At 44.2% G+C, this 22,564-nt stretch carries 22 protein-coding genes; 8 read left to right on the forward strand and 14 right to left on the reverse strand.

Going from position 1 to position 22,564, the window contains the following annotated elements:
* Positions 1 to 91: 91 nt before the first annotated feature.
* A complete protein-coding gene (locus BTR1S_RS19590; protein ID WP_029419802.1) occupies positions 92 to 1,108 on the reverse strand; it encodes a YkvI family membrane protein in 1,017 nt (338 codons plus the stop codon).
* Positions 1,109 to 1,184: 76 nt separating this feature from the next.
* On the opposite strand from BTR1S_RS19590, the gene yyaC reads away from it, so the two are divergent.
* On the forward strand, positions 1,185 to 1,802 hold the full coding sequence (gene yyaC, locus BTR1S_RS19595) for a spore protease YyaC (protein ID WP_006639820.1): 618 nt from the start codon (positions 1,185 to 1,187) through the stop codon (positions 1,800 to 1,802).
* Positions 1,803 to 1,885: 83 nt separating this feature from the next.
* On the opposite strand, the gene BTR1S_RS19600 is transcribed toward yyaC, so the two are convergent.
* The 13 genes from BTR1S_RS19600 to BTR1S_RS22620 form a co-directional block, all read right to left on the reverse strand.
* Positions 1,886 to 2,734 carry a ParB/RepB/Spo0J family partition protein gene (locus BTR1S_RS19600; RefSeq protein ID WP_006639821.1) on the reverse strand — a complete coding sequence of 283 codons (849 nt, stop codon included), beginning with the start codon at positions 2,732 to 2,734 and terminating at the stop codon, positions 1,886 to 1,888.
* Positions 2,727 to 3,488, reverse strand: a complete 762-nt coding sequence (soj, locus tag BTR1S_RS19605; protein WP_006639822.1) for a sporulation initiation inhibitor protein Soj — start codon at positions 3,486 to 3,488, stop codon at positions 2,727 to 2,729. Before soj ends, BTR1S_RS19600 begins: the two co-directional genes overlap by 8 nt.
* 257 nt (positions 3,489 to 3,745) lie before the next feature.
* Complete coding sequence (locus BTR1S_RS19610) at positions 3,746 to 4,189, reverse strand: carboxymuconolactone decarboxylase family protein (protein ID WP_006639823.1); 444 nt, start codon at positions 4,187 to 4,189, stop codon at positions 3,746 to 3,748.
* Positions 4,190 to 4,259: 70 nt separating this feature from the next.
* Positions 4,260 to 5,117 (reverse strand): RNA polymerase sigma-70 factor, encoded by an 858-nt coding sequence (locus BTR1S_RS19615; protein ID WP_006639824.1) that lies wholly within the window; start codon positions 5,115 to 5,117, stop codon positions 4,260 to 4,262.
* 54 nt (positions 5,118 to 5,171) lie between these two features.
* The gene (gene noc, locus BTR1S_RS19620; protein ID WP_006639825.1) at positions 5,172 to 6,023 is read right to left on the reverse strand and encodes a nucleoid occlusion protein; all 852 of its coding nucleotides are present in this window, start codon (positions 6,021 to 6,023) and stop codon (positions 5,172 to 5,174) included.
* Between the two features lie 97 nt (positions 6,024 to 6,120).
* A complete protein-coding gene (gene rsmG, locus BTR1S_RS19625; protein ID WP_006639826.1) occupies positions 6,121 to 6,840 on the reverse strand; it encodes a 16S rRNA (guanine(527)-N(7))-methyltransferase RsmG in 720 nt (239 codons plus the stop codon).
* A gap of 13 nt (positions 6,841 to 6,853) precedes the next feature.
* Positions 6,854 to 8,740 carry a tRNA uridine-5-carboxymethylaminomethyl(34) synthesis enzyme MnmG gene (gene mnmG / locus BTR1S_RS19630; RefSeq protein WP_029419803.1) on the reverse strand — a complete coding sequence of 629 codons (1,887 nt, stop codon included), beginning with the start codon at positions 8,738 to 8,740 and terminating at the stop codon, positions 6,854 to 6,856.
* 16 nt (positions 8,741 to 8,756) lie between these two features.
* Positions 8,757 to 10,136, reverse strand: a complete 1,380-nt coding sequence (mnmE, locus tag BTR1S_RS19635) for a tRNA uridine-5-carboxymethylaminomethyl(34) synthesis GTPase MnmE (RefSeq protein ID WP_029419804.1) — start codon at positions 10,134 to 10,136, stop codon at positions 8,757 to 8,759.
* A gap of 306 nt (positions 10,137 to 10,442) precedes the next feature.
* A complete protein-coding gene (gene jag, locus BTR1S_RS19640; protein WP_006639829.1) occupies positions 10,443 to 11,096 on the reverse strand; it encodes an RNA-binding cell elongation regulator Jag/EloR in 654 nt (217 codons plus the stop codon).
* Positions 11,093 to 11,893, reverse strand: a complete 801-nt coding sequence (spoIIIJ, locus tag BTR1S_RS19645) for a YidC family membrane integrase SpoIIIJ (RefSeq protein WP_081605410.1) — start codon at positions 11,891 to 11,893, stop codon at positions 11,093 to 11,095. Before spoIIIJ ends, jag begins: the two co-directional genes overlap by 4 nt.
* Before the next feature lie 163 nt (positions 11,894 to 12,056).
* A complete protein-coding gene (gene rnpA, locus BTR1S_RS19650; protein WP_006639831.1) occupies positions 12,057 to 12,416 on the reverse strand; it encodes a ribonuclease P protein component in 360 nt (119 codons plus the stop codon).
* An 85-nt stretch (positions 12,417 to 12,501) separates the two neighbouring features.
* On the reverse strand, positions 12,502 to 12,636 hold the full coding sequence (gene rpmH / locus BTR1S_RS22235; protein WP_003178075.1) for a 50S ribosomal protein L34: 135 nt from the start codon (positions 12,634 to 12,636) through the stop codon (positions 12,502 to 12,504).
* A gap of 147 nt (positions 12,637 to 12,783) precedes the next feature.
* Positions 12,784 to 13,059, reverse strand: coding sequence for a hypothetical protein (locus tag BTR1S_RS22620; protein ID WP_061781685.1), 276 nt, complete (start codon positions 13,057 to 13,059; stop codon positions 12,784 to 12,786).
* 220 nt (positions 13,060 to 13,279) lie between these two features.
* Here BTR1S_RS22620 and dnaA point away from each other — a divergent pair, with 220 nt between their 5' ends.
* The 7 genes from dnaA to gyrA all read left to right on the forward strand — a co-directional run bounded on the left by dnaA (position 13,280) and on the right by gyrA (position 22,360).
* Positions 13,280 to 14,623 (forward strand): chromosomal replication initiator protein DnaA, encoded by a 1,344-nt coding sequence (dnaA, locus tag BTR1S_RS19660; protein ID WP_006639833.1) that lies wholly within the window; start codon positions 13,280 to 13,282, stop codon positions 14,621 to 14,623.
* A gap of 187 nt (positions 14,624 to 14,810) precedes the next feature.
* Entirely contained in the window at positions 14,811 to 15,947 is a 1,137-nt protein-coding gene (dnaN, locus tag BTR1S_RS19665) for a DNA polymerase III subunit beta (RefSeq protein WP_006639834.1), read from the forward strand.
* A gap of 169 nt (positions 15,948 to 16,116) precedes the next feature.
* Positions 16,117 to 16,332: a ribosome maturation protein RlbA gene (rlbA, locus tag BTR1S_RS19670; protein ID WP_006639835.1), complete on the forward strand. Its 216-nt coding sequence runs from the start codon at positions 16,117 to 16,119 to the stop codon at positions 16,330 to 16,332.
* Between the two features lie 16 nt (positions 16,333 to 16,348).
* Complete coding sequence (gene recF, locus BTR1S_RS19675; protein ID WP_006639836.1) at positions 16,349 to 17,461, forward strand: DNA replication/repair protein RecF; 1,113 nt, start codon at positions 16,349 to 16,351, stop codon at positions 17,459 to 17,461.
* A gap of 17 nt (positions 17,462 to 17,478) precedes the next feature.
* Positions 17,479 to 17,721: an extracellular matrix regulator RemB gene (gene remB / locus BTR1S_RS19680; protein WP_006639837.1), complete on the forward strand. Its 243-nt coding sequence runs from the start codon at positions 17,479 to 17,481 to the stop codon at positions 17,719 to 17,721.
* Between the two features lie 59 nt (positions 17,722 to 17,780).
* Positions 17,781 to 19,694, forward strand: coding sequence for a DNA topoisomerase (ATP-hydrolyzing) subunit B (gene gyrB / locus BTR1S_RS19685; RefSeq protein WP_006639838.1), 1,914 nt, complete (start codon positions 17,781 to 17,783; stop codon positions 19,692 to 19,694).
* A 191-nt stretch (positions 19,695 to 19,885) separates the two neighbouring features.
* Positions 19,886 to 22,360, forward strand: a complete 2,475-nt coding sequence (gene gyrA, locus BTR1S_RS19690; protein WP_006639839.1) for a DNA gyrase subunit A — start codon at positions 19,886 to 19,888, stop codon at positions 22,358 to 22,360.
* The last annotated feature ends 204 nt before the right edge of the window (positions 22,361 to 22,564 follow it).

Raw genomic sequence — 22,564 nt, forward strand, 5'->3', positions numbered from 1 at the left:
AGTTCCGGCATTCTCAAATCCTACCTTCACCTCATTCAACTAGACATTTCAAATATAACACATATATTATATCGATATAATATTAAGATAGTTATTTTTTCCATTCACTTAAGATCGGGTAAAGCAAAATGTTCACCAGTAAATAAAGATTCAGAAGCCCGTAAATCGGGTATAACAAAGCTATTAAATTCGAAAAGCCGAATGATGTAAAAGGCAGCATCAATAAAAGGAGCAGGAGCGCAATGATCCATCTCGGCCATTCCACGAGTGTCAGAAAACGGCTTGATAGCGCGAGAATGCTTGAGATGGTCGTCGTATAAATGGCTACGCAAAGAACGCCTGTCATGAAGATAAATATCGGAAAAGGCGCGCCTTCCAAAACCGCAAATAAAGGAATTTCATAGTGCGACAATTCACCTGCAAGCACGACAAGTGTTTCATTGTACATAAAAGATATGACGCCAAACACCAAACCGCTGAGAATGCTGGCAATCCTTGCTTCACCTAGACCTTTAAGCTCCTTTCCGACGGCGGATAAGACGGCAACGACTGACAAAATGTTCAACGAAGCAAATGCGATGCCGGCAGGCCAGTTATATTGACGATTCAGATCAAGCAGCCAAGGCTGATGATGCGCCGTTTGAAATGAAATAAGCGCGTACAGCAGCCCGGCTACCAAAATCGGAATTAAATAGCTGTTGACTGATAAAATACCGTTTAGCCCCCATAGAAAAAGAAGAACCGTACACAAAGCAAATAATCCCACGCCTGCCCAAAACGGAATGCGAAATATTTGCAGTGTGACACCGCCTCCTGCAATCATGACGATCGTCGTCGTAAATAAATATAAAATGATGAGCCCATCATATACTTTTGCCAGCATGGGGCCAAGCAATGTTTCAAGAACGGGCAGAAAATGGGCTGTCCTTTCTTCAAAACTGATCTTCATCACAATATAAGTCGACAGACTGAACATGATCGTGAACAACAGGATAGCCAGTCCGCTTTCATCACCAAAAAACTGCCATATTTCTTGGCCGGATGCATATCCCGCACCTATTAAGCTCCCCAAAATGAGAAGCATCCACTTCATCCCGGCTCTCCACACGATTTTATCACCTCATAGGTATAGTTTTAGGCTTGTTTCCGTATACTGTTACTACTATGACAAGGATGTGAAACCTATGAATCGAAAAGGCGGGCTTTTTTCTCAAGAACCAGCAAATGAATATATTTCCCATTCAGATCCGATGGCAGCAAGACAGATTGAGAAGATTCTTTCTGTCTATTTAAAAGAAGCGGCCGATCGCCCCGTTGCGGTCGTCTGCATTGGAACGGACCGCTCTACAGGCGATTCGCTCGGGCCTCTCGTCGGAATGAAGCTTGCGGAAAAACAGCCGACGCGATTCCACGTATATGGAACGCTTGCCGATCCGGTTCATGCCGTCAACTTGAATGAAAAGCTCGACATTATTCATCACAACCATCGAAACCCTTTTATCATCGCGATTGACGCCTGTCTCGGACGGACAAAAAGCGTAGGCTCTTTTCAAATAGGAAAAGGACCGCTAAAGCCTGGAGCAGGTGTGCAAAAAAGCTTGCCTGAGGTGGGAGACGTACACATTAACGGTATTGTCAATGTCAGCGGATTTATGGAGTATTTTGTGCTGCAAAATACCCGGCTCAATCTCGTCATGAGCATGTCCAATGTTCTTGCAGAAGGCTTGTCTTATCTTGAAAAGGCAGCAGGACGGCGCCGGCCTCACCTTTCACCGATTCAAAAAATGACGGGAAGGCTTTGACGCCATAAAAAAAACCATCTGGTTGTCAGATGGTTTCTGCCCGTTCTAGCGGATATGTTTCATGCTGGACGGCGCGGCTATTGTCATGATTGTCCGTCAGATAAAAGTTCTAGAATTCGATCGAGATCTTCGTTTGAGTAAAATTCAATTTCGATTCTGCCTTTTTTCTTTTGTTTCTTAATGGTGACCGGTGTTCCAAAATAGTTTTGCAAATATGACTCACGTTCTTTTATGACCGCATCTTTTGTTGGCTTCTGCTTCTTTGTTTCACGTGGAACATTGGCATTCATTTGCTGTATCAGTTTTTCAAGCTGACGGACATTCAGCTGTTCGGATACGATCTTTTGAACCAATGGTTCAAGTTTTTTCTTGTTTTTCAGCCCCAGCAATGTTCGTCCGTGTCCCATCGACAGTGTGCCGTTGTCAATCAAAGCCTGAACCTTCTCCGGCAGCGTCAGCAGCCTTAAATGGTTGGCGATGTGAGGACGGCTTTTTCCAAGCCTTTTAGCCAGCTGCTCCTGGGTCATATCAAGATGTTTTAGTAAAGATTCATAGGCTTTAGCTTCCTCAAGCGGAGACAGGTCTTCTCGCTGAAGATTTTCCAAAAGGGCAATCTCCATCATCAGGGATTCTGACAGTTCGCGCACAATCGCAGGAATGGTTTCTAAGCCGGCTTTTTCAGCAGCCCGAAAGCGCCGTTCTCCAGCTACAATATCGTAGCCTTTAATAGACTTTCTGACGATGATCGGCTGCAGAACGCCGTGCTGTAAAATGGACTCTTTTAAATCTTTTAACGATTGGTCATCAAACGATTTCCTTGGCTGATAAGGATTGGGACGCAAATCTTTGAGTTTGATTTCTTCAACCGTTTCCTCCGATAAATCGACATTCGAAAACAACGCATTAATCCCTTTTCCGAGACCTTTAGGCATTCGCAGCCACTTCCTTTGCTAAATCTAGATATACTTCCGCTCCCCGGGAACGCGGATCGTATAAAATAATCGGCTTTCCATGACTTGGCGCTTCACTTAATCTGACGTTTCGAGGGATGATCGTTTTATATACTTTATCTCGGAAATATTTTTTCACTTCTTCTATGACCTGGATGCCCAGATTCGTTCTTGCATCAAGCATTGTCAGCAATACGCCGTCTATCATCAGGTCGGTATTTAAATGCTTTTGGACGAGCCGGACAGAGTTGAGCAGCTGGCTCAGGCCTTCCAAAGCATAGTACTCGCACTGCACAGGTATCACAACGGAATCTGATGCTGTCAGCGCGTTGATCGTGAGCAGCCCTAATGACGGAGGACAGTCAATGATCATAAAATCATAGTTTTGTTTGACAGATTCCAAAGCCCGCTTTAATCTGACTTCACGGGAAATGGTCGGGACCAGCTCGATTTCAGCTCCTGCAAGCTGAATCGTTGCCGGAATGACATCCAAATTTTCGACGGATGTTGTTTTGATGACGTCTTTGACGTCTGCATCATCCACTAATATATCGTACACACATTGATCAACATCAGCTTTCTCTATGCCAATTCCGCTTGTTGCGTTTCCTTGCGGGTCTATGTCGACTAGCAAAACCCTTTTCCCGATGTAAGCTAAACAAGCTCCCAGGTTGACAGAGGTTGTTGTTTTACCAACGCCTCCTTTTTGGTTTGTGATCGCAATAATTTTCCCCACAATGTCACCTACTTTCACATTGAACAAGTTTCTCTCATTTCTCTATTTTAACAAAAAAAGAATCGGCCGTTTGCTTTTTTTGAATTTTTGTTTTTCATATCATCATGGAAACATTTAAATTTTCGACATAAAGAAGCAGATTTTTTTTGTGCAAGGAAGAAAAAAGGAGGATTTGATCGAAAAAGAGAAAAATATTTTCATTATATGAGAATAATAAAATCCCTGGAACATTCAAATGTTCCAGGGATGGGAGAAGGTCAGTCGATTGGAGGCATTTTCCGGGTGGCCACCGCAATTCGGTTCCATCCATTAATGGTTACAACAGCCATGATGAGCTCAGCTGTTTCAATTTCGTTAAACTGCTTTCTCACTTCTTGATAAACATCGTCTGGCAGCCCTTCTTCAGAGATGAGTGTAACCGCTTCGGTCAGCGCCAATACCGCCCGTTCCTTCTCCGTGAAAAAGGGAGCTTCACGCCATGCACTAAGGGCATATATCCGCTGTTCGGTCTCTCCGTTTTTTCTGGCATCCTTTGTGTGCATATTTAAACAAAAAGCACAGCCGTTTAATTGTGAAGCGCGAATTTTGATGAGCTCCTTTAAAATCGGATCTATTCCAGCAGCGCTTTGCGCTTTTTCAAGCTCCAGCATGCCGGAATATCCCGCGGGATTCACCTTTTCCATGATCAATCTTGTTTCCATGTCAATTCCTCCTCATGAATGTGTTCACTTATATCACAAGTGAGACATCCGATTTGTGACAAGGAAGCTATTACATATGAATATGTTTTAGTTTGTCTGGATTCGAAATGATGTAGACGTGTTGGATTTTATCCCGCTTAGGTGACCATGCAAAGCAAATAGCATAGATCGGGCGTTTGTTCCGTTCTATTAAAACACCCCTTTGACCATTGATAGAGACATATCTCAAATGACCGGCAAGGCGCCCTTTTGAGGCGATTCCTTTAAAGAATGCATAGATTCGGCTTCGTCCATAAATCGGTCTGATTGCACTGCGGACTTTGCCGCCGCCATCTGTATATAACACCGCTTCTTCAGCCAGTCTGCGGGCAAAATCGTCAAAGTCTCCGGCTTTTGTCGACGCAATAAACAGCTCTGCCAATTGGTGCTCCTCTTTCGGTTTTGATACGGCCGAGAGTTCGCCGCTTACTTTATGTTTTATCCGGCTGTAGATTTTCCGGCAGTTCGCTTCAGATTTTTCGATAATGGATGATATTTCCTTATAGTTATATCCAAACACTTCCCTAAACATAAATACCGCTCTTTCAACAGGGTTCAGCCTGCTCATGACGACCAGCAAAGCGTATGAGATCATTTCGTCTTTCACCACTACTTCAGCCGGATTTTGTTCCGCCAGCGTGATTTGCGGTTCCGGCAGCCATTCTCCAACGTAAACCTCGCGTTTCTTTCTGGCTGACTTCAGGAAATTAATACAGCGGTTTGTGATTGATTTCAGCAGATAAGGCTGAATCTCTTCAATTTGACTAATGTCTCTTTCCTGCAGATCAGCAAACAGCTCCTGCACGATATCTTCGGCATCTTGGAGAGATCCTACCATTCGATAGGCAACAGAATGCAGCAAAGACCAATATGTTTGATAAACGTCCATAGCGCCCCCGCCTTTAGATATTTTGACCTAAAAAAATAAAAGCTCTGTGAGCTTTTATTTCGGTATACGAATCGTAAACTGAATGTATTCTTCAAATTCTTCTTCTTCCGTATTCAGTTTAACCCCGCTGTCTTCCACCATTGACAAGGACTGGCGGATCGTGTTCATCGCGATTCTCGCATCCCTGCTGTATGCTTTTCTCTTCGGTTTAGGCTTACGCTTATCCTGTTCAAGCATTTTGACAACGCGGTCTTCGGTTTGTTTGACATTTAAGCTTTTTTCAATCACTTCGTGCAGCAGCTTGACCTGAAGTTCCGGCTGTTTTAACGGAATGAGCGCTCTTGCATGCCGCTCGGAAATCTCTTTTTTCAATATCGCTTCCTGCACTTCTTCCGGCAGCTTCAGCAGTCTGAGCTTGTTGGCGATTGTTGACTGCCCTTTGCCGAGCCTTTGTGCGAGGGCTTCCTGAGTCAAATCATGCAGCTCTAAAAGCCGTGCGTATGCATGCGCCTCTTCTATTGAAGATAATTCCTCCCTCTGGAGGTTTTCAATCAGAGCAACAGAAGCTGTCTCTGTATCTGAAAAATCCTTGATAATGGCGGGGACCTTTTCCCAATTCAGTGTTTGAACTGCCCGCCAGCGCCGCTCCCCTGCAATGAGTTCATATTTTCCATCCTGCTCTGTTTTTCTGACGACAATCGGCTGAATGATGCCGTGCGTATGAATGGTTGCGGCTAATTCTTGAATTTTTTCTTCAGAGAAAATGGTGCGCGGCTGAAAACGGTTAGGAATAATATCGCCTACTGGAATGTCTTGAATTTCTTCTTTATTAGTATCATGTTCAGCAATCTCTGCTTCTTCTTCTTTTTCACCGATTCCGAAGAGACGAGAGAATGAATGCTTCATGTACCTACACCACCTTTAAACACTGCCATTTTTATAATTCTATTTTCTCATGAATTTTCCTTCTGTGACATCGCGAATTTTGAAGAAAACGAATCATTCAGCCTTCAATCGGAGATTTATTAGGCGTTCCAGGCTTTCTTGGAAATTTCTTCGGTGTCTGCGATTGTTTTTTGATGACAATGATGTTTCTTTCGCTTTCTTCTATCGGCAGCTGAAAAGAATGTACGGTTTCAATTTGCCCTCCAAGAGTCTTAATGGCTTTTTTGCCCGCTTCGATTTCTTCATCAGCCGAGGCTGCCTTTAAGGCAACGAATAAACCGTTTTTCTTTACGAGCGGAAGACACAGTTCGCTTAGTACGGAAAGGCGGGCAACCGCACGAGCTGTCACGACATCGAAGCTCTCCCGCTTATCTTTTAATCTCCCGAATGTCTCGGCGCGGTCATGGTAGAACTCCGTGTTTTCCAATTTTAAAGCATTGGACAGCTCATTTAAAAAGTTAATTCTTTTATTCAACGAATCGACGATTGTCACATGAAGGTGGGGAAAGCAGATTTTGATCGGAAGGCTTGGAAAACCGGCGCCCGCCCCAACATCACAGAGATTGTTCACCTTTTGAAAATCAATATAAAAAGAAGCGGTGATGGAATCGTAAAAATGTTTTAAATAAACCTCTTTTTTTTCTGTAATTGAGGTTAAATTGATTTTATCATTCCATTCTATAAGCCATTCATAATAGGTTTCAAATTGCTCCAGCTGGAACGGAGAAAGGGAGATGCCTTTCTCCTCCAAACCGGATGTAAACTGCTCAATGTTCATGCCGTCATCCTTTCTATTCCGCTACCTTGGCGATCCGGCCCTGTTCGAGGTAAACAAGCAGAATGGAAATATCAGCAGGATTCACCCCGGAAATCCGTGAGGCCTGTGCGACAGACAGCGGTCTGACCTCTTTCAATTTTTGGCGTGCTTCAGTCGCAATCCCTTTAATCGCATCATAGTCAATTCTGTCAGGAATCTTTTTATTTTCCATTTTCTTAAGTTTTTCAACTTGCTGCAGGGATTTTTCAATATATCCTTCGTATTTGATTTGGATTTCGACCTGTTCGGCAACGTCGGCGGCGATTTCTTGATCAGCGGGAGCAAGCGCTGTGACGGTTTCGTAGTTCATTTCCGGCCTTTTCATTAAATCGGTGGCCCTGATGCCGTCTTTCAGCTCGCTTCCGCCCAGTGAACGGATATATTCCTGATTTTCCTTAGTCGGTTTGATAATAACAGAATGCAGGCGTTTTTTCTCTGCCTCAATGGCCGCCTTTTTCTCCTGGAACTTATGATAGCGTTCCTCAGAAATCAGACCGACTTTATAACCGATTTCGGTGAGCCGCAAGTCGGCGTTATCATGGCGGAGGAGCAGACGGTATTCCGCCCTTGACGTCAGCAGACGGTAAGGCTCGTTTGTTCCTTTTGTTACAAGATCGTCAATCAAAACACCAATGTAGGCGTCTGAGCGGCTGAGAATGACTTCTTCTTTGCCAAGTGCCTTTCGTCCGGCGTTAATCCCGGCCATTATCCCCTGCCCGGCCGCTTCTTCATAGCCGGATGTTCCGTTGATTTGCCCCGCCGTGAACAGCCCCGGTATTTTTTTCGTTTCCAGCGTCGGCCAAAGCTGCGTCGGTACGATCGCATCATATTCAATCGCATATCCCGCACGCATCATTTCCACATTCTCAAGGCCTGGAATCGTTGAGAGCATTTTTCTTTGAACATCTTCCGGAAGGCTTGTTGACAGCCCTTGTACATACACTTCCTGTGTATTCCGGCCTTCCGGCTCAAGAAAGATCTGGTGTCTCGGCTTATCATTAAAGCGGACGACCTTATCCTCGATTGACGGACAGTATCTCGGTCCCGTTCCTTTGATCATACCGGAGTACATCGGTGAACGGTGCAGATTGTTATCAATGATCTCGTGCGTTTCCGGACTCGTATATGTCAGCCAGCACGGAAGCTGATCTGTAATATATTCGACTGTTTCATACGAAAAGGCCCGCGGCACTTCATCGCCAGGCTGGATTTCCGTTTTGCTGTAATCGATTGAATGGCTGTTGACACGCGGTGGCGTCCCTGTTTTAAAACGGACAAGATCAAATCCGAGCTCTTCGAGGTGCTCGGAAAGCTTGATGGAAGGCTGCTGGTTGTTCGGTCCGCTTGAATAAGACAAATCCCCGAGAATAATTTTTCCCCGCAAAAACGTTCCCGTTGTCAAAACAACCGTCTTTGAACGGTATATCGCTCCCGTTTGGGTCGTGACGCCGCGGCATTCCCCGTCTTCTATCAAAAGGCGTTCAGCCATCCCTTGCAAAAGCGTCAAATTCGGTTCATTTTCAAGCGTTTTTTTCATTTCATGCTGATATTGGAATTTATCGGCCTGCGCACGGAGCGCCCGCACTGCAGGACCTTTTCCTGTATTTAAAAGCCTCATTTGGATGTGGGTTTTATCAATATTTTTAGCCATTTCTCCGCCGAGCGCGTCAATTTCGCGGACGACGATCCCTTTGGCGGGGCCGCCGACAGACGGATTACACGGCATAAAAGCAACCATATCAAGGTTGATGGTTAAGACAAGCGTTTTCGCTCCTTGTCTGGCTGATGCCAAAGCCGCTTCAACACCGGCATGGCCGGCGCCGACGACAATGACGTCATATTGGCCTGCTTCATAGCCCATATGCTTTGTTCCTCCTTTATTTACCTAAGCAAAACTGTGAAAAGAGCTGATCGATCAAGCTTTCGTGTACGGCATCGCCAATGATCTCACCAAGCACTTCCCAGCATTTTGTTAAATCGATTTGAACCATATCAATCGGCACATCATTATCGATTCCCTCAAGCGCGTCCGTTATGGCGCGCTTGGCCTCATGCAGCAGGGAGATGTGCCTTGTGTTGCTGACATACGTAAGGTCGCCGCTCTCGATCGCTCCCGTGAAAAACAGCGATTGAATGGCTTCCTCAAGCTCATCGATTCCTTCTTCTCTTAAAAGAGAAGTCGTGACGACAGGACGTCCGTTCGCCAATTCCTGGACGCGGTTAAGATCAAGCTTTTGCTCAAGATCGGTCTTGTTGACGATAACGATCAGATCCATGCCCTTTGTCGCCTCAAAAAGGTTGATATCTTCTTCTGAAAGAGTCTCGCTGTAATTGAGGACAAGCAGAATCAAATCCGCTTCTTTTAATACTTGTCTTGACCGCTCGACTCCGATGCGCTCGACGATATCCTCCGTCTCACGGATTCCAGCTGTATCGACAAGGCGAAGCGGCACGCCTCTTACATTCACATATTCCTCAATGACATCCCGCGTCGTTCCCGGAATATCGGTCACGATGGCCTTCGTCTCGTGAACAAGGCTGTTCAGCAATGAGGATTTCCCGACGTTTGGCCTTCCGATAATAACGGTTGAGATGCCTTCTCTTAAAATTTTACCCTGTTCTGACGTTGTGAGGAGCGCCTCAATTTCTTCTTTTACCTTTGTCGCCTTTTCAATCAGCAGCTTATGCGTCATTTCTTCAACATCATCGTATTCAGGATAATCAATATTTACTTCGATATGCGCCAATGTTTCAAGCAGCTCCGCCCTCAATCGCTTGATTAGAGAAGACAGCCTTCCTTCCATCTGATTCATGGCGACATTCATGGCGCGGTCTGTTTTCGCTCTGATAAGATCCATGACAGCTTCTGCCTGAGAAAGATCAATTCTTCCGTTTAAAAAGGCTCTTTTCGTAAATTCACCGGGCTCAGCAAGCCTCGCTCCCTGTCTCAATACGAGCTGTAGCACTTGATTAACGGTGACGATTCCGCCGTGGCAGTTGATCTCAACAATGTCTTCCCTCGTAAAAGTTTTCGGGGCTTTTAACACGGAGACCATGACTTCTTCAACGACCTTGTCCGTTTCCGGATCAACGATATGCCCGTAGTTGATCGTATGGGATTCAACAGAGTGCAGCGTTTTTCCGCGCGGTCCTTTATATACCTTGTCAGCTATCGATAAAGCCTCAGGGCCGCTCAGCCTGACGATGGCAATCGCTCCTTCTCCCATCGGAGTCGAAATGGCAGCGATCGTATCCATGACGTTCACCTCTCTTTTTCATTCCTTTATCTATTATCCCCATTTGCCGGGTCATCTTCCAAACATCATAAATTCGAAAAAAATTTTATTGTAATCAAAATTTAAAGATAACATAGTTTCAATTGAAGTGAAAGTGAATAGAACCGTTATCCACAACCGTAAAAGCCGTCATTATTTACTTTAACTTATCCACATGTGAATAACAATTAAATTTCTTTTTCATCAACAGCTTACACCGAAAGAAGCCGTCTTTAAACGAATCCGGCCTGGATTCCCGAAATTTTTGCAGGCACAAAAAACCGAAGTTCATTTTTGATGAACTTCGGTTTTCTGCTGTTGTTGTTTATATGAGATGACAAGATGCCGGTTATGGTCTTCACCTGTAGAATATGTCTCAATTTCATTCGAGTAGCCTGAAAGCGTGTCATGGATCACTTTTCGTTCACTGGAAGGCATCGGCTCAAGATGAATATCTTTTTTCTGTCTGCTTGCCTGAGCAGCCAGCTTTAAAGCCAGCTGCTTCAAGGTTTCCTTCCGCTTGTCCCGGTAGCCTTCGGCATCAACCACCGCTTGAATGTAGCGGTCTGAATGACGGTTGAGGACGAGCTGTGTCAAGGTTTCCAGAGCATTTAACGTCTGTCCCCTTTTTCCGATTAAAAGAGCCGTTTTGTCGCCCTTCAATTGGAAAATAACCCTTTTTTGCTCTTCTTCAGCCGTCACTTCTGCTTGGATCCCCATGTTCAAAATCACGTTTTCCAAATACTGCTTCGCTTCTTTGACAGGGTCAATTTTTTCTCGAATTTTGACAACTGCAGGCTGATGACCGAATATCCCAAGAAATCCTTTCTTTCCTTGTTCCAATACGGCGATTTCAACATCATCTGCTTGAAGTTCCAGCTGTTCAAGCCCGGATTGCACTGCTTCATCGACGGTTCGTCCAGTAGCAGTCAGTTCCTTCACTTTTTCTTACCTCCGGATTTTTTTCCTCCAGCTGCGGCTTCCTGCTTCTGCAACTTCATGTCAGGACCTTTAATTAAGAATGTTTGGGCAATCATAAACAAGTTTCCGACTACCCAGTACAGAGAAAGAGCCGCCGGGAAATTAATGGCAAATATGACGATCATAATCGGCATCAGCCAAAGCATCATGGCCATTTGCGGATTTTGCTGCGCGTTTCCGGCCATCATCAGCTTCTGCTGAATGAACGTGAAGACACCCGCAAGAATCGGCAGGATAAAGTACGGATCGCGCTCTCCCAGGTCAAACCATAAAAAGCTGTGCTCAGCGATCTCACGCGTTCTCATAATGGCATGATAGAATCCGATTAAAATCGGCATTTGAATGATAATCGGGAAACATCCGGCAAGCGGGTTAACCCCGTGCTTTTGCATGAGAGCCATCGTTTCCTGCTGAAGTTTTTGCTGAGTTTTCTGATCCTTTGAACTGTATTTTTCACGAAGCTTCTGCATTTCAGGCTGAATCGCCTGCATCGCTTTTGTACTTCTCAGCTGCTTAATCATCAGCGGTAAAATCAACAGTCTGATCAGGATGGTCACGATAATAATCGCAAGCCCGAAGTTATCATTCGTCAGATTTGCAACATACGTAATCAGCTGTGACAACGGGTATACGATGTAACTGTTCCAAAATCCTTCACTTTCTGCAGTGATCGGCTGGTTTATCTGCGTACATCCCGCTAAAAGTACGAGAACGCCGACCATACTGAATAATAATAAAATTCGCCTCTTCAACAACATTTCCTCCTAAATCTTCATTCTTCAACCGTTTTTAGACGGTCATCATCTTCAAAAAGACATACTTTCTCGTATTTTATCATCTTTCCCCCCGAAATGGGCGCGAGACTTTTCACCCGCAAAGGAAGCGCTTAAAATTGTATGCCATAAGCCGCATTTTCCAAAGTCAGGATGGCTTATCCGGTTTTTTTTGATAAACAAATGACTTCCTGAAAAGATGCTGCAAGCTTTTTTTCGTTTCTTCATATGTCAGATCAGCGGCTGGCTTTCTCGCAATAATAATGTAGTCATTTTCCTGCTTTAAATAATCACGCTCTTCTAGGATGACCTGGCGAATTAACCGTTTTACCCGGTTGCGCACGACGGCGTTCCCGATTTTCTTGCTGACCGACAGTCCGACCCGAAACTCTTTTGCCTCAGGCTGGTGAAGCACATATAAGACATACTGCCGGTTTGCCATCGATTTTCCTTTTTTAAATACCTTTTGAAAATCTTCATTTTTTTTTAATCGATTCCGCTTTTTCATCTCTTCCTTCACTCCGATAACAAGCTGGCAAAAAGGGCCTGGTCATTCCTCTATGTAAAAAAGACCACTGACATTATTCAGTGGCCTAAGCTGATAATACTTTTCTTCCTTTACGGCGGCGACGTGCTAATACAAGACGTCCATTTTTAGAACTCATACGGCTGCGAAAGCCATGAACTTTACTGCGCTTACGGTTATTTGGTTGAAATGTTCTTTTCATGTATGACACCTCCCTCGAGGAATAGCTGTTAAAGACAGTCTAATTTATTATATTTGGATGAGCTGTTCATTGTCAACTTCACTTATGCATTTTCTTTTTTGCACCATAATAGGATAACACAGATAAAACGACTTCGAAAGTCTATTTTCATTTTTCCTCAATTTTAGCTAAAAAGATTTTTTTGGCAGCGGGAAATTTTAATTTCCAGGGCGAAAGATAATCAATGTGGATATCTTTCGCCTTATTTTTTCTATCCACAACCATTATCGACAACATCTTCACAAAATCAACCGCTGTGGACAAAAATTCTTCAACAGTTTGTATAGCGTGTGGATAAGTTCCTGTCAACCATTGCAACGTCTCGCTTATTCTGATATTATATTTGTGTTTTAACTCTTGATAACAAATTGGCTGCTCTCCCATTATCCACAAACTGTGGATAACTTGTGGAAAGTTTTTTCACAGGGTGTGCAGAAATTTGTCCACAACCTGTGAAAGATGTCGAAAAGACGTTTTTCTACTATATTATATGTTTTCAACATTTCATTAACGAATGGAGCCATCCATTTGCTCTTTTTTTGTGTTCTATAACAGGTGTAAGCGAGGCATATATTGCTTTGTAAAGGAGGGACGAACCGCAATTATGAAAAATATATCGGATCTTTGGAATCAAGCCCTTGGGCAGATCGAAAAAAAATTGAGCAAGCCCAGCTTTGAAACATGGATGAAGTCGACAAAGGCTCATTCACTGCAGGGTGATACGCTGATTATCACCGCTCCGAACGAGTTTGCGAGAGACTGGCTTGAATCAAGGTATCTGCACTTAATCGCGGATACAATTTACGATCTCACCGGGGAAGAGCTCAGCATTAAATTTGTTATTCCTCAGAATCAAAATGAAGAAGAATTCATGCCAAAATCTCCAATCAAAAAAATGTCGAAAGAAGAAGAACAGGCTGATTTTCCGCAAAATATGCTGAATCCCAAATATACATTCGATACTTTCGTTATAGGCTCCGGAAACCGATTTGCCCACGCTGCATCTCTGGCTGTGGCGGAAGCGCCTGCGAAAGCATACAATCCGCTGTTTATTTACGGGGGCGTCGGGCTTGGAAAAACCCACTTAATGCATGCGATCGGACATTATGTCATCGAACATAATCCATCTGCAAAAGTGGTTTATTCATCATCCGAAAAATTCACAAATGAGTTCATCAACTCGATCCGTGACAATAAAGCTGTCGATTTTCGGAACCGCTATCGAAATGTCGACGTTCTTTTGATAGATGATATTCAGTTTTTAGCCGGAAAAGAACAGACGCAAGAGGAATTTTTCCATACGTTTAATACGCTGCATGAAGAGACGAAGCAGATCGTCATTTCAAGCGACCGGCCGCCTAAAGAAATACCGACGCTTGAAGACCGTCTGCGCTCCCGCTTTGAGTGGGGATTGATCACAGATATCACGCCTCCTGATTTGGAAACAAGGATCGCGATTTTAAGAAAGAAAGCGAAAGCAGAAGGACTTGATATTCCGAATGAAGTCATGCTGTATATTGCAAATCAGATCGACAGCAACATCAGAGAGCTGGAAGGGGCTTTAATCCGCGTCGTCGCTTATTCTTCCTTAATCAATAAAGATATCAATGCTGATTTGGCCGCAGAGGCTTTGAAAGATATCATTCCTTCTTCAAAGCCGAAAATTATTACCATCAAAGACATTCAAAGGGTCGTCGGCCAGCAGTTCAATATCAAGCTTGAGGATTTCAAAGCGAAAAAACGGACGAAATCAGTGGCATTTCCGAGGCAGATCGCTATGTATCTATCAAGGGAAATGACAGATTCATCCCTGCCAAAAATCGGCGAAGAATTTGGGGGACGCGATCATACGACGGTCATTCATGCCCATGAAAAAATTTCAAAACTGCTGAGCGATGATGAACAGCTTCAGCAGCAGATTAAAGAAATAAAAGAACAGCTGAGATAAGATCGGCTCAGGTGAAGAATGGGAAAGTGTGAATAACTTAAACATGGTCTTACACAGTCTGTCCACATGTGGATAGGCTGTGTTTCCTTTCGTTTTCAGCACTTATCCACAAATCCACAGTCCCTACTATTACTTCTGCTATTTTTATAAAACATATTAATTATAGATTCCCGTAAGGAGGATGATTATGAAATTTACAATTCAAAAAGACCGTTTAGTCGAAAGTGTCCAGGATGTGTTAAAGGCCGTTTCTTCAAGAACAACGATTCCGATCTTAACCGGTATTAAAATCGTTGCATCTGATGAAGGCGTATCCCTTACCGGAAGCGATTCTGATATCTCAATCGAATCGTTTATCCCAAAAGAAGACGGTGACTTAGAAATTGTAACGATTGACAGACCGGGAAGCATCGTTCTTCAAGCGCGTTTTTTTAGTGAAATCGTAAAAAAACTGCCGATGTCGACTGTTGAAATCGAAGTTCAAAATCAGTATTTGACGATTATTCGCTCGGGAAAAGCCGAATTTAACCTTAATGGATTGGATGCCAGCGAGTATCCGCTTTTACCGCAAATTGAGGAGCATCATGCGTTTCAGATTCCGACAGACCTGCTGAAAAACTTGATCCGCCAAACTGTTTTCGCAGTGTCCACCTCAGAAACACGCCCAATCTTGACAGGTGTAAACTGGAACGTCTCCGGCGGTGAATTAATATGCACAGCAACGGATAGCCACCGTCTGGCATTAAGAAAAGCGAAGCTCGATATCAGCGAAGACAGCTCGTATAATGTCGTCATTCCAGGAAAAAGCTTGACTGAACTGAGCAAGATCCTTGACGACCATCAGGAGCTCGTAGATATCGTCATTACCGAAACACAGGTATTGTTTAAAACAAAAAATGTCCTGTTTTTCTCAAGGCTGCTTGACGGCAATTATCCTGACACAAATCGCCTGATTCCTCAGGAAAGCAAAACAAATCTGATCGTCAATACAAAGGAATTTCTGCAGGCAATCGACAGGGCTTCATTGCTGGCCAGAGAAGGACGGAACAACGTGGTAAAACTGTCCGCATCCGCCAGCGAGTCGATCGAGATTTCTTCGAATTCTCCTGAAATCGGGAAGGTTGTTGAAACGGTGAATGCCGAACAAATAGAAGGGGAAGACTTAAAGATATCCTTTAGTCCGAAATATATGTTGGATGCTCTTAAAGTACTTGAAGGAGAGGACATTCATGTCAGCTTTACCGGCGCTATGAGACCTTTTCTGATCCGCACCCCGAATGATGATTCGATCGTTCAATTAATTCTTCCTGTCCGGACGTATTAATCTGCAACTGGAGAAAGCTGCCGGCTTGGCTGGCGGCTTTTCTTATTTTGGTGTGCGGAAAAAGGCTCTCTGCCTGCTGCCCTGTTTTTTGTACGTAAGTTACCCCTTTCCTTCTTTCCCTGTTTTTTAGTACAATTAGATATTAGTGATATTGAAAGAGGTCGATAAAATGACAAAGACGGTGACGATTGATACAAACATGATTACCCTCGGCCAGTTTTTAAAATTGGCTGACGTCATTCAGTCGGGCGGAATGGCAAAATGGTTTTTAGCAGAGCACGAAGTTCTCGTAAATAATGAGCCGGATAACCGCCGCGGCCGGAAACTATATGTCGGGGATATAGTGACGATTGAAGGGTTCGGTTCATTCCAGGTCGGCGGCTAAAAGCAGGTGATATTGATTGTACATCCAAAATCTTACATTATCATCTTACCGTAATTATGAACGCCTTGATCTCCAATTCGAAAACAAAGTGAACGTGATTATCGGAGAAAACGCCCAAGGCAAGACAAATCTGATGGAAGCGATTTACGTACTTGCGATGGCAAAGTCCCATCGAACGTCAAATGACAAAGAACTCATACGATGGGATGAAGACTATGCTAAAATAGAAGGCAGGGTCATTAAAAAAAACGGTCCCGTTCCCATCCAGCTTGTCATTTCGAAAAAGGGAAAAAAAGGCAAGGTCAATCATATTGAACAACAGAAACTGAGCCAGTATGTCGGGGCTGTAAACACGATTATGTTCGCGCCGGAGGATTTAAATCTTGTAAAAGGAAGTCCTCAGGTCAGAAGAAGGTTTCTCGATATGGAAATCGGCCAGGTATCACCCGTCTATCTTCATGACCTTTCTCTTTACCAAAAAATCCTCTCACAGCGGAATCATTTCTTGAAGCAGCTTCAAACAAGAAAACAGACCGATCAAACGATGCTTGATGTGCTGACGGAACAGCTTACGGAATTCGCGGCAAAGGTTGTGATGAAACGTCTTCAATTTGTTGATCAGCTTGAAAAATGGGCACAGCCTATCCATTCCGGAATTTCAAGAGGTCTTGAAGAATTGACGTTAAAGTATCATACGTCTCTTCACGTATCAGATTCGCCCGATTTGTCGAAAATGATCAATAGTTATCAAGAAACGTTTTCTAAATTAAGAGATAAAGAAATAGAACGGGGTGTATCCCTTTCAGGCCCCCACAGGGATGATGTTCTTTTCTACGTCAATGGCCGCGATGTGCAGACTTACGGATCACAGGGCCAGCAGCGTACGACGGCATTGTCGCTTAAATTGGCTGAAATCGATTTGATTCAGGAAGAGATAGGAGAATACCCGATTCTGCTTTTGGATGATGTTTTATCAGAGCTGGACGACTATCGGCAGTCTCATTTGCTCAACACCATTCAAGGCCGTGTTCAAACCTTCGTAACGACGACGAGCGTTGATGGAATTGATCATCAAACCTTAAACGAAGCGGAAATCTTTCGTGTTGCAAATGGCACGCTATTGGACTGAAAAAATGGGGTGAGGGATTGTATATCCATTTAGGTGACGACTTTGTCGTCTCAACACGAGAAATTGTGGCTATTTTTGATTACAAGGCGAAGACATCGCCGATTGTTGAAGAGTTTTTAAACAAGCAACAACAGCGGATTGTCTCTTCAAACAGCACGCCTAAGTCAATTGTCGTCACAGTTCAAACGATTTATTTTTCTCCTTTAGCCTCAGGCACGTTGAAAAAACGGGCGCAATCCAAGCCGGAAATCGATTCATAAAGAATCTTAACTATAAATTTATTATGTTTGAAGAAAAGTGTAGGTGAATGTGCGTGGCAATGGAACAGCAAAATAATTACGATGAAAATCAGATACAGGTTCTAGAGGGATTGGAAGCCGTTCGGAAAAGACCCGGAATGTACATCGGGTCGACAAGCGGCAAAGGTCTGCACCATTTAGTATGGGAAATTGTTGATAACAGCATCGATGAAGCATTGGCCGGTTACTGCACTGAAATCAATGTCGAAATTGAAAAAGACAACAGCATCACTGTAAGAGACAACGGACGGGGGATTCCGGTCGGTATTCAGGAGAAAATGGGCCGTCCCGCTGTGGAAGTCATCATGACCGTTCTGCACGCCGGAGGAAAGTTTGACGGAAGCGGATATAAAGTTTCAGGTGGTTTGCACGGCGTCGGTGCTTCTGTTGTTAACGCCCTGTCAACAGAGCTTGATGTAACGGTTTACAGAGACGGAAAAGTCCATTACCAGGAATATGAACGGGGCGTTCCAAAAGCTGATTTGAAAGTCATCGGCGATACGGATGTGACAGGAACGACCACTCACTTCAAGCCTGATCCGGAAATATTCACGGAAACTACTGAATACGACTATGATACGCTTGCCACTCGTGTCCGAGAACTCGCTTTTTTGACAAAAGGCGTCAAAATCACGATCGAAGACAAGCGTGAAGGAAAAGAACGCAAGAATGAGTACTGCTATGAGGGCGGAATTAAAAGCTATGTTGAACACTTGAACCGCTCACGAGAAGTCATTCACGAGGAGCCGGTCTACATTGAAGGGTCCAAAGACGGCATTACGGTCGAGGTCGCTCTTCAATACAATGACAGCTACACGAGCAACATCTATTCATTCGCCAACAACATCCATACGTATGAAGGCGGAACGCATGAAGCAGGCTTTAAAACAGGCTTGACGCGGGTCATCAATGATTACGCGAGAAGGAACGGCGTATTCAAAGAAAACGACCCGAATTTAAGCGGGGAAGATGTCCGGGAAGGTTTGACAGCGATTATTTCAATCAAGCATCCGGATCCGCAGTTTGAAGGGCAGACGAAAACAAAGCTCGGCAACTCAGAAGCCCGCGCGATCACAGATGCTCTATTTTCAGAAGCATTGGAAAAATTCCTGCTTGAAAACCCCGACTCAGCGAAAAAAATTGTTGAAAAAGGCGTGATGGCAGCAAGAGCGCGAATGGCCGCAAAAAAAGCACGCGAATTGACGCGCAGAAAAAGCGCGCTGGAAGTATCGAATTTGCCAGGGAAATTGGCAGACTGCTCTTCGAAAGATCCGACGATTTCCGAGCTTTATATCGTTGAGGGTGATTCTGCGGGCGGCTCGGCAAAGCAGGGACGCGACCGTCATTTCCAGGCGATTTTGCCTTTGCGGGGTAAAATTTTGAACGTCGAAAAAGCCCGCCTTGATAAAATTTTGTCAAACAATGAAGTCCGCTCGATGATAACCGCGCTCGGCACCGGAATCGGCGAAGATTTCAACCTCGAAAAAGCGCGTTACCATAAAGTCGTGATTATGACGGATGCCGACGTTGACGGCGCACACATCAGAACATTGCTGCTGACCTTTTTCTACCGTTACATGCGGCAGATTATTGAACAAGGATACGTCTACATCGCTCAGCCGCCGTTATACAAAATTCAGCAGGGCAAACGGGTGGAGTACGCGTATAATGACAAGCAGCTCGAAGAGATTTTAAAAGAGCTTCCGCAAAATCCCAAGCCAGGCCTGCAGCGCTATAAAGGTTTGGGCGAGATGAATGCGACACAGCTTTGGGAAACGACGATGGATCCTGACACGCGGACGTTGCTTCAAGTGACGCTCAAGGATGCGATCGATGCCGATGAAACCTTCGAAATGCTCATGGGGGACAAGGTGGAGCCGCGTAGGAACTTCATTGAAGAAAACGCACGTTATGTAAAGAACTTGGATATTTAATGCATGTAGGACCTTATTTTCGCTTGATTGAAATAAGGTCTTTTCTAGAATAGAGCCTTTGGTGTTCTAGTAATTTCATGTGTATAAAATCAAGATTATTGATATAATGGAGAATAGCCTTATTCGTTGAAGAGTATAAATACAAATCTACTCCCACACAACTCATGTAGATTCTCCAGGGAGGTTTTTTAATGAGTGAACAAAAAAAGCCGCAAGTCCAGGAAGTCAATATTAGCCAGGAGATGCGTACGTCGTTCTTAGATTATGCGATGAGCGTTATTGTTTCCCGTGCTCTTCCTGATGTAAGAGACGGACTGAAGCCGGTGCATAGAAGAATTTTGTACGCGATGAATGACCTTGGGATGACAAGCGACAAACCATACAAAAAATCTGCCCGGATTGTCGGCGAAGTTATTGGTAAGTACCATCCGCACGGTGATTCTGCCGTTTACGAAGCGATGGTCAGGATGGCCCAGGATTTCAACTATCGCTATATGCTTGTTCAAGGCCATGGGAACTTCGGTTCTGTCGATGGCGATTCAGCAGCTGCGATGCGTTATACAGAAGCGAGAATGTCGAAAATATCCATGGAAATCCTGCGCGACATCAACAAGGATACGATTGACTATCAAGACAACTATGACGGATCTGAAAGAGAACCGATTGTCATGCCTGCCAGATTTCCAAACCTGTTGGTTAACGGTGCAGCCGGGATTGCAGTCGGAATGGCGACAAATATCCCGCCGCATCAACTTGGCGAAGTCGTTGACGGGGTTTTGGCAGTCAGCAAGAACCCTGATATTTCGCTTGCGGAATTGATGGAAATCATCCCGGGCCCTGATTTCCCGACGGCAGGTTTGATCTTGGGAAGAAGCGGAATCCGCAAAGCTTATGAAACAGGCCGCGGATCGATTACGCTTCGAGCCAAAGCGCAAATTGAAGAAACATCATCCGGCAAACCGGTTATCATTGTTACGGAAATACCGTATCAGGTGAATAAAGCAAAACTGATTGAAAAAATCGCTGATCTTGTCCGCGACAAGAAAATCGAGGGCATTACAGATCTTCGCGATGAATCAGACCGAAACGGAATGCGGATTGTCATCGAGCTGAGAAGAGACGCAAATGCCAACGTTCTGTTAAATAATTTGTACAAGCAGACCGCACTTCAAACATCATTTGGGATCAATCTTTTGGCGCTTGTTGATGGACAGCCGAAAGTATTAAGCCTGAAGCAGTGTCTTGAGCACTATCTTGATCACCAAAAAGTCGTGATCAGAAGACGTACGGCATTTGAGCTTCGAAAAGCAGAAGCGAGAGCTCACATCCTCGAAGGTTTGAGAGTGGCTCTTGATCATCTCGATGAAGTGATTTCCTTAATCAGAAACTCGCAAACAGCTGAAATTGCGAAAAACGGATTAATCGAGAAGTTTTCATTGACTGAGAAGCAAGCCCAAGCCATTTTGGACATGCGTCTTCAGCGGCTGACAGGACTGGAACGCGAAAAAATTGAAGAAGAATACCAAAATTTAATCCAGCTGATCGCCGAGTTAAAAGCGATTTTAGCAGACGAAGAAAAAGTTCTTGAAATCATCAGAGAAGAACTGACAGAGATTAAAGAACGATTCAATGATGAGCGCCGGACCGAGATCGTCACATCAGGCCTTGAGACGATTGAAGACGAGGACCTCATTACGAGAGAAAATATCGTTGTCACTTTAACCCATAACGGCTATATCAAACGCCTTCCTTCTTCCACTTACCGCAGCCAAAAACGGGGCGGAAAAGGAATTCAGGGAATGGGAACAAATGAAGATGATTTTGTAGAACATTTGATCTCCACATCAACCCATGACACAATTCTCTTTTTCTCAAACAAAGGGAAGGTCTACAGGGCGAAAGGATATGAAATTCCTGAATTCGGACGTACAGCGAAGGGAATTCCGATCATCAACCTTCTGGAAGTCGAAAAAGGGGAATGGATCAATGCGATCATTCCGGTTACCGAGTTTGACGATGAATCATACCTGTTCTTTACGACAAAACACGGTATTTCTAAACGGACGCCGCTTTCCCAATTCGCCAATATTCGCAACAACGGTTTAATTGCCTTAAGCCTTCGCGATGAAGATGAATTGATGTCTGTCCGCCTGACTGACGGAAATAAACAGATTATCATCGGAACGAGAAACGGACTGCTGATCCGTTTCCCTGAAAGCGATGTTCGTCAAATGGGAAGAACTGCGGCAGGTGTGAAAGGAATCACCCTCACAGATGATGATATCGTGGTTGGAATGGAGATTTTGGAAGAGGATTCCGATGTTTTAATCGTAACCGAAAAAGGATACGGAAAACGGACGCCTGCTTCAGAATACAGAACACAGAGCCGTGGAGGAAAAGGGCTGAAAACCTGCAAAATTACGGAAAACAACGGACCTCTTGTTACGGTTAAAGCGACAAGAGGAGAGGAAGATTTAATGATTATCACCGCCAGCGGTGTCATCATTCGGATGGACATTAATGATATTTCCGTAACAGGACGGGTTACGCAGGGTGTCCGCCTCATTCGCTTAGGAGACCAGGAGCATGTTGCTACTGTCGCTTTGGTTGAAAAAGATGAGGAAAACGAGACGGAAACAGATGATCATGAAGAAAATGAAGCTTAAATGAAAGTGCAGCCTCAGGGCTGCGCTTTTTTTATAGATTGCCTCGAAATGTCTTGAAGAATACCTTTTCTATCACTGAATAATGTGTTATAATCTTTCTTGGCCGCTTATGAAAAGCAAACAATAAATTTTTTGAAAAAAAGTATTGACCGCTTGTCTATAAAATGTTATATTTAAGTGGTCGCTTTGAGAGCGGCAATGAAG

It is taken from the genome of Bacillus sonorensis NBRC 101234 = KCTC 13918, assembly GCF_001592005.1.
In the GTDB taxonomy this organism is placed as follows: domain Bacteria; phylum Bacillota; class Bacilli; order Bacillales; family Bacillaceae; genus Bacillus; species Bacillus sonorensis.

Coding starts and splice junctions, on each gene's coding strand:
- yyaC (WP_006639820.1), top strand. CDS start 1,185: ATGAATCGAAAAGGCGGGCTTTTTTCTCAAGAACCAGCAAATGAATAT.
- BTR1S_RS19600 (WP_006639821.1), bottom strand. CDS start 2,734: ATGCCTAAAGGTCTCGGAAAAGGGATTAATGCGTTGTTTTCGAATGTC.
- BTR1S_RS19610 (WP_006639823.1), bottom strand. CDS start 4,189: ATGGAAACAAGATTGATCATGGAAAAGGTGAATCCCGCGGGATATTCC.
- BTR1S_RS19615 (WP_006639824.1), bottom strand. CDS start 5,117: ATGGACGTTTATCAAACATATTGGTCTTTGCTGCATTCTGTTGCCTAT.
- noc (WP_006639825.1), bottom strand. CDS start 6,023: ATGAAGCATTCATTCTCTCGTCTCTTCGGAATCGGTGAAAAAGAAGAA.
- rsmG (WP_006639826.1), bottom strand. CDS start 6,840: ATGAACATTGAGCAGTTTACATCCGGTTTGGAGGAGAAAGGCATCTCC.
- mnmG (WP_029419803.1), bottom strand. CDS start 8,740: ATGGGCTATGAAGCAGGCCAATATGACGTCATTGTCGTCGGCGCCGGC.
- mnmE (WP_029419804.1), bottom strand. CDS start 10,136: ATGGATACGATCGCTGCCATTTCGACTCCGATGGGAGAAGGAGCGATT.
- spoIIIJ (WP_081605410.1), bottom strand. CDS start 11,893: ATGTTGTTGAAGAGGCGAATTTTATTATTATTCAGTATGGTCGGCGTT.
- rnpA (WP_006639831.1), bottom strand. CDS start 12,416: ATGAAAAAGCGGAATCGATTAAAAAAAAATGAAGATTTTCAAAAGGTA.
- rpmH (WP_003178075.1), bottom strand. CDS start 12,636: ATGAAAAGAACATTTCAACCAAATAACCGTAAGCGCAGTAAAGTTCAT.
- BTR1S_RS22620 (WP_061781685.1), bottom strand. CDS start 13,059: ATGGGAGAGCAGCCAATTTGTTATCAAGAGTTAAAACACAAATATAAT.
- dnaA (WP_006639833.1), top strand. CDS start 13,280: ATGAAAAATATATCGGATCTTTGGAATCAAGCCCTTGGGCAGATCGAA.
- dnaN (WP_006639834.1), top strand. CDS start 14,811: ATGAAATTTACAATTCAAAAAGACCGTTTAGTCGAAAGTGTCCAGGAT.
- rlbA (WP_006639835.1), top strand. CDS start 16,117: ATGACAAAGACGGTGACGATTGATACAAACATGATTACCCTCGGCCAG.
- gyrB (WP_006639838.1), top strand. CDS start 17,781: ATGGAACAGCAAAATAATTACGATGAAAATCAGATACAGGTTCTAGAG.
- gyrA (WP_006639839.1), top strand. CDS start 19,886: ATGAGTGAACAAAAAAAGCCGCAAGTCCAGGAAGTCAATATTAGCCAG.